Source organism: Pantoea sp. X-Soil-OKNW-556 (assembly GCF_059730695.1).
Genome location: NZ_AP035991.1, coordinates 506,342 through 520,073, shown reverse-complemented (window position 1 = coordinate 520,073; position 13,732 = coordinate 506,342). Strand labels below are relative to the sequence as shown.

General features: G+C 56.3%; 13 protein-coding genes. 7 read left to right on the top strand and 6 right to left on the bottom strand.

Features of this window, described 5'->3' with window-relative positions:
- Positions 1-66: 66 nt before the first annotated feature.
- Positions 67-948: a LysR substrate-binding domain-containing protein gene (locus AC6I8T_RS23075; RefSeq protein WP_497834466.1), complete on the bottom strand. Its 882-nt coding sequence runs from the start codon at positions 946-948 to the stop codon at positions 67-69.
- 100 nt (positions 949-1,048) lie between these two features.
- Here AC6I8T_RS23075 and AC6I8T_RS23070 point away from each other — a divergent pair, with 100 nt between their 5' ends.
- A complete protein-coding gene (locus AC6I8T_RS23070) occupies positions 1,049-1,357 on the top strand; it encodes a carboxymuconolactone decarboxylase family protein (protein ID WP_208726243.1) in 309 nt (102 codons plus the stop codon).
- Positions 1,357-1,749 carry a tautomerase family protein gene (locus AC6I8T_RS23065; protein ID WP_208726245.1) on the top strand — a complete coding sequence of 131 codons (393 nt, stop codon included), beginning with the start codon at positions 1,357-1,359 and terminating at the stop codon, positions 1,747-1,749. Before AC6I8T_RS23070 ends, AC6I8T_RS23065 begins: the two co-directional genes overlap by 1 nt.
- Positions 1,750-1,758: 9 nt before the next feature.
- Here AC6I8T_RS23065 and AC6I8T_RS23060 read toward each other — a convergent pair whose 3' ends face one another.
- Genes AC6I8T_RS23060 through AC6I8T_RS23050 form a run of 3 tightly spaced genes read right to left on the bottom strand, consistent with a single transcriptional unit; the run spans position 1,759 to position 6,121 of the window.
- Complete coding sequence (locus AC6I8T_RS23060) at positions 1,759-3,531, bottom strand: ABC transporter ATP-binding protein (RefSeq protein WP_208726246.1); 1,773 nt, start codon at positions 3,529-3,531, stop codon at positions 1,759-1,761.
- Complete coding sequence (locus AC6I8T_RS23055) at positions 3,528-4,976, bottom strand: M81 family metallopeptidase (RefSeq protein WP_208726248.1); 1,449 nt, start codon at positions 4,974-4,976, stop codon at positions 3,528-3,530. Before AC6I8T_RS23055 ends, AC6I8T_RS23060 begins: the two co-directional genes overlap by 4 nt.
- A gap of 11 nt (positions 4,977-4,987) precedes the next feature.
- A complete protein-coding gene (locus AC6I8T_RS23050; protein ID WP_208726250.1) occupies positions 4,988-6,121 on the bottom strand; it encodes an ROK family transcriptional regulator in 1,134 nt (377 codons plus the stop codon).
- Between the two features lie 191 nt (positions 6,122-6,312).
- On the opposite strand from AC6I8T_RS23050, the gene AC6I8T_RS23045 reads away from it, so the two are divergent.
- The 4 genes from AC6I8T_RS23045 to AC6I8T_RS23030 all read left to right on the top strand — a co-directional run bounded on the left by AC6I8T_RS23045 (position 6,313) and on the right by AC6I8T_RS23030 (position 10,650).
- Positions 6,313-7,848 carry an ABC transporter substrate-binding protein gene (locus AC6I8T_RS23045; RefSeq protein WP_497834465.1) on the top strand — a complete coding sequence of 512 codons (1,536 nt, stop codon included), beginning with the start codon at positions 6,313-6,315 and terminating at the stop codon, positions 7,846-7,848.
- A gap of 92 nt (positions 7,849-7,940) precedes the next feature.
- Positions 7,941-8,861: an ABC transporter permease gene (locus AC6I8T_RS23040; RefSeq protein ID WP_497834464.1), complete on the top strand. Its 921-nt coding sequence runs from the start codon at positions 7,941-7,943 to the stop codon at positions 8,859-8,861.
- On the top strand, positions 8,861-9,727 hold the full coding sequence (locus AC6I8T_RS23035) for an ABC transporter permease (protein WP_208726256.1): 867 nt from the start codon (positions 8,861-8,863) through the stop codon (positions 9,725-9,727). The genes AC6I8T_RS23040 and AC6I8T_RS23035 overlap by 1 nt, the downstream gene beginning before the upstream one ends.
- Positions 9,724-10,650, top strand: a complete 927-nt coding sequence (locus AC6I8T_RS23030) for an ROK family protein (RefSeq protein ID WP_208726258.1) — start codon at positions 9,724-9,726, stop codon at positions 10,648-10,650. Before AC6I8T_RS23035 ends, AC6I8T_RS23030 begins: the two co-directional genes overlap by 4 nt.
- A gap of 93 nt (positions 10,651-10,743) precedes the next feature.
- Here the strand turns inward: AC6I8T_RS23030 and AC6I8T_RS23025 are convergent, their stop codons facing one another.
- Complete coding sequence (locus AC6I8T_RS23025) at positions 10,744-11,619, bottom strand: LysR family transcriptional regulator (RefSeq protein ID WP_208726260.1); 876 nt, start codon at positions 11,617-11,619, stop codon at positions 10,744-10,746.
- Positions 11,620-11,742: 123 nt separating this feature from the next.
- Between AC6I8T_RS23025 and AC6I8T_RS23020 the strand changes: the two genes are divergently transcribed.
- Positions 11,743-12,468 (top strand): pirin family protein, encoded by a 726-nt coding sequence (locus tag AC6I8T_RS23020; RefSeq protein WP_208726262.1) that lies wholly within the window; start codon positions 11,743-11,745, stop codon positions 12,466-12,468.
- A gap of 84 nt (positions 12,469-12,552) precedes the next feature.
- Here AC6I8T_RS23020 and iolG read toward each other — a convergent pair whose 3' ends face one another.
- Complete coding sequence (iolG, locus tag AC6I8T_RS23015) at positions 12,553-13,551, bottom strand: inositol 2-dehydrogenase (RefSeq protein ID WP_208726263.1); 999 nt, start codon at positions 13,549-13,551, stop codon at positions 12,553-12,555.
- Positions 13,552-13,732: the final 181 nt, after the last annotated feature.

Sequence of the window (13,732 nt, the reverse complement as noted above, 5' to 3'; positions counted from 1 at the left end):
ACAACATTCCTCAGGTAATAGGGGGTTAATTTCGCAGCGGGGCGATAAATCGCGCCGCTGCGGAGGTTATGACAGCAGATAACCGCTGACCGCCTCGGCCATCAGTTGGCCCAGCAGTTGTTGTGCGGGATCTGCGCTATTTTTCTGCAACAACGCAATACCCAGCGTTCCTGGCGTCGGCAGTTGTCCGTTGATCACCCGCAATCCGGCGGGTAAGCCAATCTGGCTGCGCAGCGTGACGCCGAGTCCGGCCCGGACCGCCGCCCAGACGCCGCTCAAGCTATGACTGGTAAACACCACTCGCCACGCCACTCCGGCCTGCTCCAGCGCAGCAATGGCGCGCGTGCGCATCAGGCATGGCGCTTCGAACATCACCAACGGCAACGGTTCACCACAAGTCAGCAGCGCAGCCACATCCCATTCGGCAGCCGCAATCCACGCCAGGGGGCACTGGCCCAGGCGTTCGCTGCTGGCGGGCAAATTATCCCCCTGCCACAACAATGCCATATCCAGGCTGTCTGTGGCGATCGCCTGCAACAACGGTTGGTTGCGATCGACGCGCGCGCTAATGCGCACGCCAACATGTTGACGACTGAATGGACCAAGAATTCCCGGCATCAGCGATTCACCAAAATCCTCCTGCATGCCGATGCGCACGTCACCCTGCAACAACTCGCCGCGTACTGCGCGCCAGGCTTCATCGTTCAGCGTCAGCAGACGACGCGCATAGCTCATCAGGATCTCGCCACCGGGTGTCAACACCAGATGGCGGCCACGTTTCTCAACCAACGGCGTGCCGCACTGTTGCTCCAGTTTTTTTAACTGGGCGCTAACCGCCGAGGTCGAGCGACATAACTGCTGCGCCGCCAGCGCAAAGCTACCTGTCTCAATACCCAGCACAAAGCTGCGCAACGCGTCGCTGTCGAGTGAGATCGGAACCTTTTCCATAACTATCCTTAAAATCAGGATTATAAGTCCTGAATAATGCGATTTTCAGGATTGTAGCAGCGCGCGAGACTGAGTGTCTGTTAAATCAAGGAGAAAAGAGATGGCAAAATCCCTCGATCGTGACTCGCTGCAACGGGTCGCCCCCAAGCTGGCACAGCTAACGCAAGACGTATTGTTTGGTGATATCTGGCAGCGATCGGTTCTGACGCCCCGCGAGCGCAGCTTAATCACCCTGGCGACGTTGGCGGCGCTGGGACGGGTGCAGCAGCTGCCCTGGCACCTGCAATTTGCGGCGGAAAATGGCCTGACGCGCGACGAACTGGCAGAACTCTTCACCCATCTGGCGTTTTACGCGGGTTGGCCCGCCGCCGTGGCGGCCTTAACCTGTCTTGATGAGGAGAACATCTGATGCCCGTAACCCGAATTATGGTACGCGAAGGCTGGTGTGACGCAGATTTGCAAACCTTGTCCGAGACATTGCATGAGGTGCTGGTGGCGGAATTCAGCGTACCGCCAACCGACCGCTTTCAAATCATCGAAACCCTGCCAGCAACACGATTTATTTATGACCGCCACTATCTGAGCGGCGGACGCAGCGATCGCTACGTGTTATTTAGCCTGGTAGCCGGTAAATCGCGAACGACTGCGCAAAAACGCGCCTTTTACCGGGTGTTAAGTGAACGTCTGCAACAGCGGCTGAACCTCGATCCTGATGACGTCATGGTGGTCATTCAACAAACCAGCGCCGAGGAGTGGAGCTTTAGCCGCGGAGAGATGTTTGATTTATCGATGATAAAATAACTTAAACCCTCACTCCATCACCCAATGTCCGGCGCTAACTTCGCGATAGCGCCGCGTTTCCGGGACATAATCCAACGGTCGGATCGGGCTTTTCAGCTCGCTGACCTCAATCTGTCGCTTTAACTGGCGTCTGGCGGGATCGGGCACCGGTACCGATGCCAGCAGCTTGCGAGTGTAGTCATGCTGCGGGTTGTCGAAAATCGCGGCGCGTGGGCCGATCTCGACAATCTCGCCCAATAACATCACTGCCACCCGGTGGCTGACGCGCTCCACCACTGCCATATCGTGAGAAATAAACAGATACGACAACCCCAGGCTTTGCTGCAAATCCAGCAGCAGGTTGATGATTTGCGCTTTCACCGTCACATCCAGCGCCGAGACTGACTCATCTGCAATGATCATCTTAGGATCGAGCATCAGCGCACGGGCAATGCAGATACGCTGACGCTGACCGCCGGAAAACTCATGCGGATAGCGTTTCATCATCGCCGCCGACAGCCCGACACGCTCCATCAATGCGGCGGCTTTCTGAATCGCCTGCGCTTTGCTGCCCAGTCGATGCTGCAAATACGGCTCGATCAACGCTTCCTCCACCGACATACGTGGGTTCAGGCTGGCAAACGGATCCTGGAAAATCATCTGCATCGCACAACGCAGTTTGCGTAATTCGCTGGCGGAAAGGTTCAGCACATCGTAGCCGTCAAACTCAATCTGGCCGGATGTCGCGGCGGTCAGACGGGTGAGGGAACGCCCGGTGGTGGATTTACCACAGCCGGATTCTCCCACCAGTGACAACGTCTCACCCGGCAGCAACACAAAAGAGATATTTTCGACGGCGTGGACAGCACCGGTTTTACGGCTTAACAAACCTTCGCGGATGTCAAAGCGGGTGCTGAGATTTTTGACCGAAAGCAGCGGGGGAGCGGAGGCGGAGGGCAGGGTGTAAGTGGTTGTCGCGTCGTCAGCAAACTTACGTGGCCCGTCAATCCCGCGCATGGCTCCGAGCTGTGGCACGGTGGCGATCAGTCTGCGGGTATACGCCTGTGCCGGGGCGGAGAAAATCTCGGCGGTGGTGCCGCTTTCCACTTTCTCCCCCTGATACATCACCAGCGTACGATCCGCCACCTCGGCCACCACCCCCATGTCGTGGGTGATAAACAGGACAGCGGTGCCTTCCTCTTCCTGCAAGGTTTTAATCAGATCGAGAATTTGCCCCTGGATGGTGACGTCCAGTGCGGTGGTGGGTTCATCGGCAATCAACAGCCGGGGACGCAGCGCCAGCGCCATAGCAATCATGACCCGCTGACGCATACCGCCGGAAAAATGGTGGGGATAGTCATCAAAACGTTTGGCCGCATTAGGGATGCGTACCTTTTCCAGCAGGCGGATGGTTTCTTCACGCGCAGCGCGTTTAGTGATTTTGCGATGGGTTATCAACGCTTCCGCAATCTGGTGGCCGATGGTAAAAGAGGGATTCAGGCTGGTCATCGGCTCCTGGAAAATCATCGCCACCGCATTACCACGGATATCGCGCATTGCCGCTTCGCTTAAACCCAGTAAATCCACCCCGTTCAGCAGCACTTTGCCGCTAATCCGCGCATGGCGAGCATTGAGCAGCCGCATAATTGCCATCGAGGTGACACTTTTACCTGAACCGGACTCGCCGACAATCGCCAGCGTTTCACCGGCGTGAATATCAAATGAGACGCCTTTGACCACTTCACGCCAGCCCTCATCATGGCGGAATGCCACCGTCAGGTTTTCAATGCACAGCACGCTCATTGGTGTGTCTCAGGCACAAAACGGGCGGATAAGGTGCTGACCGGCAGAAAGTCAAAATCGGTGTCGAACGGGTAAGCCGGTTGGGTCATGCGCTTACGCTCCAGCCGCTCAACGTATTGATCAACCACCCCTTCCGACAACGCCATCAGGTTAGGATTTGCCAGGGGGGCCAGTTCCGGCGACAGATAGCCGGATTTCACCACCACAATATTTGCGCTTGCCGGGTCGAGGCCGAGCAGGCTGAAGTCCGCAAGATTGTGGTAAGGGCGGCGTCGGTCGGCCACCACCAGGGTGATACCGCCGGTTTGCAGCACCGCTTGTTTCGCGATAGAACGCGCATCATCCACCAGATTTTTTACGACAAATTCGGCGCTGGCTTTACCGCCAGCAGGATCGAGTGTGGCGCCAACGGTAAGCGACAACGTGGCACCCGGGCCGGCTGCAAAGGCCGCGTCGGTGGCCGGTTTATCGGTAATGCCCGCGACGATCACCCCTTGCGCCTGCTGACGGAGCAGTTCGGCCAGCATATCGGCGCGATCGCCGACGCCACCGCCGGTTGGATTGTCACCGGAGTCGGCGAGGATCACCGGATGGGTGGGGCTGGCAATCGCCATGCGCACGCACTCCTCGGTGCTGCCGGTGACACAGCCAAACACGAATTCGTCCCGTGCCTGCCAGTAAGCCAGCGCGAGTTTTGCTGCCTGTTCCGCCAGCACATCGGCATCGGTGCCGGTCATGATCGCCGCTGCGGTGGCGCGCGGTTCGTCAGCCCAGACGTAGCCCACCATCAGGGAGGCATCCCACACCGTGTCGATGGCGTTAATCCCGGGCAGGCGCGCATACAGGCTTTTCGCCGGTTCATCTTCGGTACTGGTGCGCTCACCAGGCAGCACCACCGGGATCGGTGCCCAAACCACGCCGGGTTTCACGCCGCTGTGCAGGCTTTTCACCAACATCGACACCGAACGACGCATGGTTTCTTCCACGTCGATATGCGGCGCGGTGCGGTAGGTGGAGAACATATCGATGGCATCGATAATGCGTTGAGTAACGTTACCGTGCAGGTCATAACTGACGGTGATCGGGCAATCGTCGCCGACCAGCTCGCGGGTGGCGGTAATCCAGTCACCTTCAGCGTCTTCCATCCCTTCAACGTAGACCGCGCCGTGCATCGCCAGATAGACACCATCCACCGGCAGCAGCGCGGCGAGGCGGCTGAGAAAATCCTGTTTAAAATCGTCGTACGTCACCCGCGCTACCGGACCACCGGCAATGGCGCGGGCGTGGAAGGTAGGCAGAAAAGTGGCATCGTAATCGGCCAGAAAGGCAAAGTACGGACTGGCCGTTAATTCATCACCGCGCAGAATGCGGAAGTCATCAGCATAATTCAGCACCGGGTTATAAGTACTGCACTCCGTATGAATACCACCAAAAGCAATGCGCATAGCAGCCTCCGCTACTCGGGTAAATGAATGAGGAATCGATAGGCCGCCACGCTGGCAGCGGCTCTGGCCCAGCTTTCATCGTCCAGTACGATGGTCGAAATCGGTGTTTTGCCCATGATGGAGGGCAGGACATTGGCATCAATTGCCTGCATCACCACCGTTTGCAGCAACCCATCAAACGCACCGGGATGATGGGCAATGACGATCAGTTCCGGGTCGTTCATCTGCACGATATTGGCGATGGCCAGGCCGAGAGCATTCCCCGCCTGGTGCAGAATGGCAATGGCCGCGCGGCTGCCTTTCGCCGCCTGGATTTCCAGCTCTGGCAACGTCTGGGCCGCGATCGCCTTGTCACGCATGTTTTCGCGGATGGCAGTTAACGAGGCCAGCGTATCGAGGCAACCGCGCTTGCCACAACGGCAGGGGCGGCCACCCGGTTCAATGGTGCAGTGGGCAATTTCACCGGCCGCACCATGCGCGCCACGGTGCAGTTGCCCCTGAAAAAAATGCGCAGAACCGATGCCGTCGCTGTGCGAGATCAGGGTGAAGTTGCGTACTTTTTTTGCCAGACCGAAGATTTTCTCGCTGACCGCCAGAGCCTTGGCATCGTTTTCCAGCGATACCTCCAGCCCGGTGCGTGCTTTCAACATCTCCGCCAGCGGCACGTCTTTCCAGCCCAGCAGCGCAGACTGGACGCACACGGCCTGGTGTTCATCGACAAAACCAGAAAGGGTGACGCCAAGACCGATCAATTGGTCAGTGGAAATCCCCTGTGCTGCCACCAGTGGGGGGATCGCGTCGGCAATCGCGTGGGTTAATTGCTCAGGATCGAGATTCAGTGGCAATACGCGGTTTGCCAGGGCCCGTCCATGCATATCAATCAACACCAGGGTAATGGCCTCGCCGAGTAACGAGGCCCCGAGAAAATAGGCGCTGTCGGCACGCATTTTTAACAACACCGACGGACGGCCCTGGCCTGACGCTTCGGGAATACTCTCTTCCACTAAACCGGCATGCAGCATCTCTTTAATCAGGGTGCTAATCGCCGCCTTACTCAGTTTCATGTTCTGCGCGATAGCGGTGCGGCTCATGCCATGTGACGCGATAAGCAGACGGATAATTTGTTGCTGATGGGCATTGAGCATGCAGGACCTCAAAACAAGGCAGTGATGAACTGACAATAATAAGCCATGAAAACAAAGACAAGTTTATTTAGTTAATTTTCTGAACCAGGATCGAGATATAAGTAAAATATATGAACTAACATATTGGCTTTTGTTTATGAAGTATGCCTTATATAACGCGGTTAATTCACCGATCGTATCTGAGGGCCTTCATGGAAAGCACACTTAAGCGTTTCAGAGTCATTACTCTCGCGGGCTGCATGATGTCGTTATTTGCCAGCGCCTCCGCCTTTGCCAGCCAACTGGTTATTATGCAGAACGAACCTCCGCGCAGCATGGATCCGGGCAACCAGACCGCCACCTTTACCGGTACCGTGTTGGATCCGATGTACGAAGGCCTGACGCGTCTCGGTGATGACGGAAAGATTGTCCCGGCACTGGCGTTGTCCTGGAGCACGGATGCCAGCGGCCTGAACTGGACATTCAAACTGCGCCCGAACGTGAAATTCCATGATGGCACGCCGTTTAATGCCGATGCGGTGGTGGAAAACTTCCAGCGCCATCTCGATACCAAACGTGGTCTGGCGGCCAGCGGTAAAATTCGCACCTTTGTTCAGGATGTGAAGAAAATCGACGATCTGACGGTGACTTTTCAGCTGAAGAAAATAAACCCGGCATTTTTAACCATTCTGGCTTCGGGGCCGGGCTTAATGGTGAGTCCACAGGCGGATAAAGCGGGCAGTATTAATAATAAGGCCGATGGCACCGGGCCGTATAAATGGGTGCAATACAAATCGGGTGAATTTGTGCTGGAGAAAAAGAACCCGGACTACTGGGGTAAATCATCCGGCCCGGACGAAATTAAATGGACATGGAGCAGCGAGCCTTCGGTGATGAATATGGCGTTGCAATCCGGGCAGGTCGATATTATTAACCCGGTGCCGCCTCAATTTGCGGGCATGTTAAAAAACAATCCCAACGTTAACCTGAAACAATCACCGGGTGCCGCCGTGTTTTGGGTTGATCTGAATACCCAAAGTAAAGCGTTAAGCGATGTCCGCGTGCGTCAGGCGTTGAACTTCGCCACCGATCAGCCGGCGTTGAGTAAAGCGGTGATGTTTGGCTACGCGCAACCCGCCAACTCGGCACTGGCCCCGGTCGATGCTAACTACGATAAAGACCTGCATGATTACCCGTATGATGTGCAAAAAGCCAAAGATCTGCTGAAAGCGGCGGGTTATCCCGACGGTTTTGCCATGTCGATTGCCGTACAGGCACCCGATGCGCGTACCGCGCAGGTGTTACAAGGCATGTGGGCTAAGGTGGGGGTGAAACTCAATGTGCGCCAGATGGAAAGCGGCGTCTGGACCAAAGCGGCTTTTGCCGATGGTAAAGAGAAAGCGGCGCAGGGCACCGATGCGGTACTGGCGTCCTGGTCCTCCGGTCTCTATGGCTCCGACCTGCAACTGCGCCCGCTGTACCACACCAACAGCTTTGCGCCTGGCGGTGCCAACTTAGGCTTCTTCACCGATAAGCAAACCGATGATCTGATCGACACTGCGGCGTCGACGATGGATGACGCCAAACGCAAGGCGTTGTACTTCGAGGCGCAAAAGCGCATCAGCGGCCTCGCCCCGCAAGTGTTGCTGTTTTATCAGGATGATCTTTATGCCGCGCGAAAAAATATCAGTGGAGTCACCATGCAGCCCGGCGGTCAGCTGGTGGTGCGCGACGCGGTAAAAAATTAATCCAGGGCCAGCCACATCTCGTAGCGGCGCGATTTATCGCGCTATTTTAAAACCCGCGCGATAAGTCGCGTCGCTACCCAGGGCAATCCGTTATGAAAGCCTATGTCGCGAAAAAGGTGCTGTCACTGCCGCTGATTATCTTTGGCGTGTCAATCATCGTGTTTATCGCCATCCGCGCGTTGCCGGGCGATCCGGCTCGCCTGATGGCCGGGCCGGAAGCGCCGCAGGAAGCGGTGGATAATATGCGCATCCGGCTGGGTCTGGATCAGCCGCTGCCGCTGCAATATGCCAAATTTGCCCTGGAAGCGTTGCACGGCAATCTTGGCATGTCGTTGCAGTCGCAGCGTCCGGTGATGACTGAAATCAGTGAACGCTTGCCCTATACCTTGTCGCTGGCGGCGCTGGCCTATCTGCTGGCCATCGCCATCGGTGTCCCCGCCGGAATGACCGGGGCAATCTATCGTCAGCGTATCCCGGATCAGGTGGTGATGGTGCTGACCATTGCCGGAGCCTCGATTGCCAACTTCTGGCTGGCATTGCTGGCGATGAACTATTTCGCGGTGCAACTTGGCTGGCTACCATTGCTGGGGGCGGATTCGTGGCGCAACTACATGATGCCGACGGTGACGCTGGCGATTTTGCCAATGGCGATGATCGCCCGTATGACACGCTCCAGCATGCTTGATGTATTGAGTCAGGATTATATCCGCACCGCCAAAGCCAAAGGGTTATCGGCACGCAGCATTCACTGGAAGCATGCCCTGCGTAACGCATTGATCCCCATCGTTACCATTGTGGCATTAAACTTCGGTAGCCTGATTGGCGGGGCGGTCGTAACGGAGTCGGTGTTCAACTGGCCAGGCATTGGCCGTTTGCTGGTGGATTCAGTGCGCTATCGTGATTACCCGGTAATTCAGGGGGTGACGCTGGTGGCGGTGACCGGTGTGGTACTGATGAACCTGGTGGGTGAGATCCTCATCGGGTTGCTGAATCCGAAAATAAGGTTCGACTGATGAACAGCTTCGAAACGACCGTGCTGCCGCGTCGCTCGCGCAGCAGAAAATTGCTGCACTTTCTGGCGATGTATCCGTCAATTGCGATCGGGGGCGGGCTGGTGTTGCTGGTGGTGCTGGCTGCGTTGCTTGCTCCCTGGATCACCCACTGGGACCCGATTGAACAGGATCTGCTCAACACCTTACAGGCTCCCTCCGCCGCCCACTGGTTTGGCACTGATGATTATGGTCGGGATATTTTCTCGCGCGTGATTTTTGGCGCGCGTATCTCGCTGTTTGAGGTGTGCCTGAGCGTGGCGATTTCGATGGTGATCGGTATTCCGCTTGGCATTATCTCGGGTCTGGCGGGGCGTAAACTGGATGCGGCAATCATGTGGCTGATGGACATCATCTTCGCCTTTCCCGGTATCGTACTGGCGATTCTGATTGTCAGCGTGTTGGGCGAAGGCTTAACCAATATGCTGATCGCCATCTCGTTGTTCTCCATCCCGGTGTATGCACGTCTGAGCCGCAATCTGACGCTGGGACTGAAAAATATGGAGTATATCGAGGCGGCGCATATGCTGGGAGTGCGCTATCCGCGCATTATCACCCACTATATTTTGCGTAACTCGATTGGCCCGCTGATTGTGCAATCCACCCTGACGGCGGGGGCGGTGGTACTCTCTGCCGCCAGCCTGTCGTTTCTGGGATTGGGGGTGCAGCCCCCCATGCCGGAATGGGGCACCATGATGAGCGATGGTCGCAATTTTCTCGGTCTGAATATCTACGTGTCACTTTTCCCTGGTCTGGCGATTTTGATTACCGTACTCGGCTTTAACGTGCTGGGTGACGGCTTACGCGATGTGATGGATAAGCGTTTATGAATACAGTGATTTGTTTCGATTTAGGTGGTTCGTTTATCAAACTGGGGAAAGTGCAGGGAGACGGTGAACTGACCTTGCTCGGTCAGGAGAAGATGCCGACCAGCGCCTGGCCTGAATTTATCCGGCTGATGCGCAGCATGATCGAGCAGCATCACGCGCATTTTAGCGCCAGCAGCCCGGTGGCGATCTCCACTGCCGGTATTGTCACACCGGATAGCGGTGAAATCTTTGCCAGCAATATTCCGGCCTTTCATCAACGTAAACTGGCGCAGGAGTTGAGCGTTGAATTGCAACGTCAGGTAGTGGTGCATAACGACGCTGATTGTTTCACCCTGGCGGAAGCCTTAGCCGGGGCGGGAAAGGGGCATAAGGTGGTGTTTGGTGCCATCCTGGGTTCTGGCGTGGGTGGTGGTCTGGTGGCTGATGGCCGCATTATCATCGGGCAAAATGGTTTAACCGGTGAATGGGGACATGGCCCGATCGCCCTGACCGAGGTAGAAATTGCCGGTGAGTGGCATCGCCTGCCCCGTTTGTCCTGTCCCTGTGGACAAAAAGGGTGTCTGGATAGCTGGGGCGGTGCTCGCGGCATGGAGAATCTGCACCGGGTGTTGCATGGCGAAATGGCGACCAGTATCGATATTATCGCGCGCTGGCAACAACAGGAGGCGCTGGCGGAGAAAACCATCAGCGCCTGGTTGCAACTGGTGGGGCAACCGCTGGCGTACTGTATCAATATGACCGGCGCATCGGTGGTGGTGGTCGGCGGCGGGCTGGCATCTGTGACGCCATTGATTGCTGCGCTGGATGACGTGGTGCAAGGGTATGTGTTGCGCCGTAGCACCCAGCCGCTGGTGGTGCCGGGACGCTTTGCCCATGATGGCGGGATGCGGGGCGCGGCGCTGCTGGCAAAGCAAACGCGATGATATTCGTAGCGGCGCGATTTATCGCGCATTCAGTCCGCGTTCATGATGTCAAAGGCGCGCGATAAATCGCGCCGCTACGGAATATAGCTACGTTTAAGCCAGCTTCTGCTGCAAAAACGCCATAAAAACCCGGTTCACCTCACTACGCTGACGATGCTGCGGATACAACGCATTCAGGCTCAACGAAGAAGGGTGCCAGTCATCCAGCACCGTCACTAAATCGCCACTGGCGAGGGCAGGAGCGACGATAAATTCAGGTAACAGAATCAGTCCCAGCCCGGCCATCGCTGCATCGCGCAGCATCTCCCCGTTGTTGCTGACCATCGGTCCCTGCACGTTAATCACCTCACGCTGTTCACCCCGGAACAGTTCCCAGCCGGTCTGGCTCTCGCGACCATAGCGCAGACAGGCGTGATCGAGCAGATCGTCAGGTTTACGTGGTGCATCGGCTCCTTGCAGGTAGCGCGGGCTGGCACAAATCACCCGGCGAAACTCACCCAACTTTTTGGCAATCAGGGTGGAGTCGGGCAGGGTCCCGATGCGAATCGCCATATCAAAACCTTCGCCAATCATATCGACATAGCGGTCTGCCAGCTCCACCTGGAATTGCAACGCCGGATGCAGGCTGAGGAATTCAGCGATATAGGGCGAAAGATGGCTGATACCAAATGACATCGGCACGCTCAGACGGAAACTGCCCTGGAGCACCTGACGGCGTCCGGATACCGCCAACTCCGCTTCCTGCACATCATCCAGAATGCGCTGCGCATGGCGGGCAAACAGCTGGCCGTTATCTGTCACCGACAACTTGCGCGTGTTGCGATTGAGCAGGCGCGCCCCGAGTGACTCCTCCAGCGCGGCTATGCGGCGGCTGACATATTGTTTGGAAAGCATCAACTGCTCGGCAGCCGCAGTGAAGTTACCGGCTTTAATTACGGCGACATAAATGCGCAGGTCATCTATCTGCATATTGTCCACTTATTGGTGACAGTCATTGTCAATGCAACGCATTGTTGGGCGTTTCAGTTTACGTATACTGAGTCCCATCAGGAAGCGAAATCGTCTTCCACCAACAAATTTGAGGAGCAGACCATGATTGAACAACGATTGTCAGCCCAGCGCGGCCTTGGTGACCACGGCTGGTTGCATTCACGCCATACCTTCTCGTTCGCTAACTACTGGGACCCGAAACAAACCGGTTTCTCAGATTTGCTGGTGATTAACGATGACCAGGTGGCACCGGGTCGTGGTTTTGGTGCGCATCCGCACAGCAACATGGAGATTATCTCTTATGTGCTGGAAGGCGCGCTGGAGCATAAAGACTCTATGGGCACCGGTTCAGTGATTGTCCCCGGTGACGTGCAGTTGATGAGCGCCGGTAACGGTGTGACGCACAGCGAGTTTAACCACTCTAAAGCGGAAAACGTGCATTTCCTGCAAATCTGGATCGTACCGGCAGAACGCGGCACCCAGCCTGGCTACCAGCAGATTTCGGTGGCTGAAGGTGACAAACGTGGTCAGCTGCGTCTGATTGTATCGCCCGAGGGTGATGCCGGTTCGCTGAGTATCCGCCAGGATATCCGTATCTATGCCGGATTGTTTGATGGTGCCGAGCAGCAGACCCTGGCGCTGGATGCCGACCGCTATGCTTACATCCATGTGGCGCGCGGCAGCATCGAAGTGAACGGTGTGGTGTTTAACGCCGGAGACGGTGCGCGCGTACGTAACGAAACCGCGCTGCAATTCGCTAACGGCAAAGATGCGGAAGTATTGGTGTTTGATCTGCGTCCGCTGGAAGTGAATCATCCTCAGCGTTAAGTTATAAAGGGGAGGCCTGATGGCCTCCTCTGTTCTCATTTGCGCGATAAATCGCGCCGCTACATAGGTGCAAAATTTTATCGCTTATAACAACGATGCCGGTGCTACCGGTTTACCGGTTTTCAACGATGCCAGCGCCGCATCAGCCAGCAGCAGGGCCTGCAAGCCATCATTCCCACTCGGGTATTCTCCTTCCCCTTTTGCCAGTGCCTCAATAAAGGTCGCTAACTCGTTGCGATAGGCTTCGGCGTAGCGTTGCAGGAAAAAGTGCTGCGGTTTTTGCGCCACGACCCCCATCGCCACCGATTTCACCAACTGACTTTCCAGTTGATTGGTCACTGCTAACATCCCCTCGCTACCGTGGACCTCAATGCGTTGATCGTAACCATAGCTGGCGCGACGGCTGTTGGTGATCACCGCCATTTTGCCGCTGGCACAGGTCAGGGTGACCACGGCGGTATCGACATCGCCTGCCGCTTTGATTTGGGGATCAACCAACGCTGAAGCGGAGGCATATACCGAGACGGGTTCCTCATCCAGTAACCAGCGTGCCATATCAAAATCGTGAATCGTCATATCGCGGAACAAGCCACCGGAGACTTTCACGTATTCCGGCGGTGGTGCACCCGGATCGCGCGAGCTGATGGTCACCAGCTCGGTGCTGCCAATCTCCCCGGCGCGCAGGCTGGATTGCAGGTGTGCCATGCTGGGATCAAAACGGCGGTTAAAACCAATCATCAACGGCACACCTGCTTCCCGCACCGTGGCAAGGCAGCTTTGCACGCGCGCCAGGCTGAGATCGACCGGTTTTTCACAGAAGATGGCTTTGTTCGCTCTCGCGGCGGCTTCAATCAAATCGGCATGAGTGTTGGTGGCACTGCAAATCGCCACCAGATCGATGCTGCTGTCTGCCAGGATGGTGGCGAGGTCGGCAACTGTCGCGCCATACTTCTCGGCCAACGCTGTCGCTGCCGGAGCATAGACATCCATAACATACGCCAGCCGACACTGCGGATGGGCGGCGATATTTCCTGCGTGGATCTGGCCGATACGACCGGCACCCAATAAAGCGACATTCAGCATTGGTTATTCCTCGGGGGTAGAAAGGTTGTGGCGTTATTAATCGATGCGGGTGCAGATCAAGTCAAAACAAAGCCCCGGCGGCGTGATGAATTGATGAGGTAGATCACAGGCTTTTTTGATGTAACTAACATCAAATGTGAATAATTACTTGTATTTCATGCGCTTGATGGATTTGGCTTTT

Coding starts and splice junctions, on each gene's coding strand:
- AC6I8T_RS23075 (WP_497834466.1), bottom strand. CDS start 948: ATGGAAAAGGTTCCGATCTCACTCGACAGCGACGCGTTGCGCAGCTTT.
- AC6I8T_RS23070 (WP_208726243.1), top strand. CDS start 1,049: ATGGCAAAATCCCTCGATCGTGACTCGCTGCAACGGGTCGCCCCCAAG.
- AC6I8T_RS23065 (WP_208726245.1), top strand. CDS start 1,357: ATGCCCGTAACCCGAATTATGGTACGCGAAGGCTGGTGTGACGCAGAT.
- AC6I8T_RS23060 (WP_208726246.1), bottom strand. CDS start 3,531: ATGAGCGTGCTGTGCATTGAAAACCTGACGGTGGCATTCCGCCATGAT.
- AC6I8T_RS23055 (WP_208726248.1), bottom strand. CDS start 4,976: ATGCGCATTGCTTTTGGTGGTATTCATACGGAGTGCAGTACTTATAAC.
- AC6I8T_RS23050 (WP_208726250.1), bottom strand. CDS start 6,121: ATGCTCAATGCCCATCAGCAACAAATTATCCGTCTGCTTATCGCGTCA.
- AC6I8T_RS23045 (WP_497834465.1), top strand. CDS start 6,313: ATGGAAAGCACACTTAAGCGTTTCAGAGTCATTACTCTCGCGGGCTGC.
- AC6I8T_RS23040 (WP_497834464.1), top strand. CDS start 7,941: ATGAAAGCCTATGTCGCGAAAAAGGTGCTGTCACTGCCGCTGATTATC.
- AC6I8T_RS23035 (WP_208726256.1), top strand. CDS start 8,861: ATGAACAGCTTCGAAACGACCGTGCTGCCGCGTCGCTCGCGCAGCAGA.
- AC6I8T_RS23030 (WP_208726258.1), top strand. CDS start 9,724: ATGAATACAGTGATTTGTTTCGATTTAGGTGGTTCGTTTATCAAACTG.
- AC6I8T_RS23025 (WP_208726260.1), bottom strand. CDS start 11,619: ATGCAGATAGATGACCTGCGCATTTATGTCGCCGTAATTAAAGCCGGT.
- AC6I8T_RS23020 (WP_208726262.1), top strand. CDS start 11,743: ATGATTGAACAACGATTGTCAGCCCAGCGCGGCCTTGGTGACCACGGC.
- iolG (WP_208726263.1), bottom strand. CDS start 13,551: ATGCTGAATGTCGCTTTATTGGGTGCCGGTCGTATCGGCCAGATCCAC.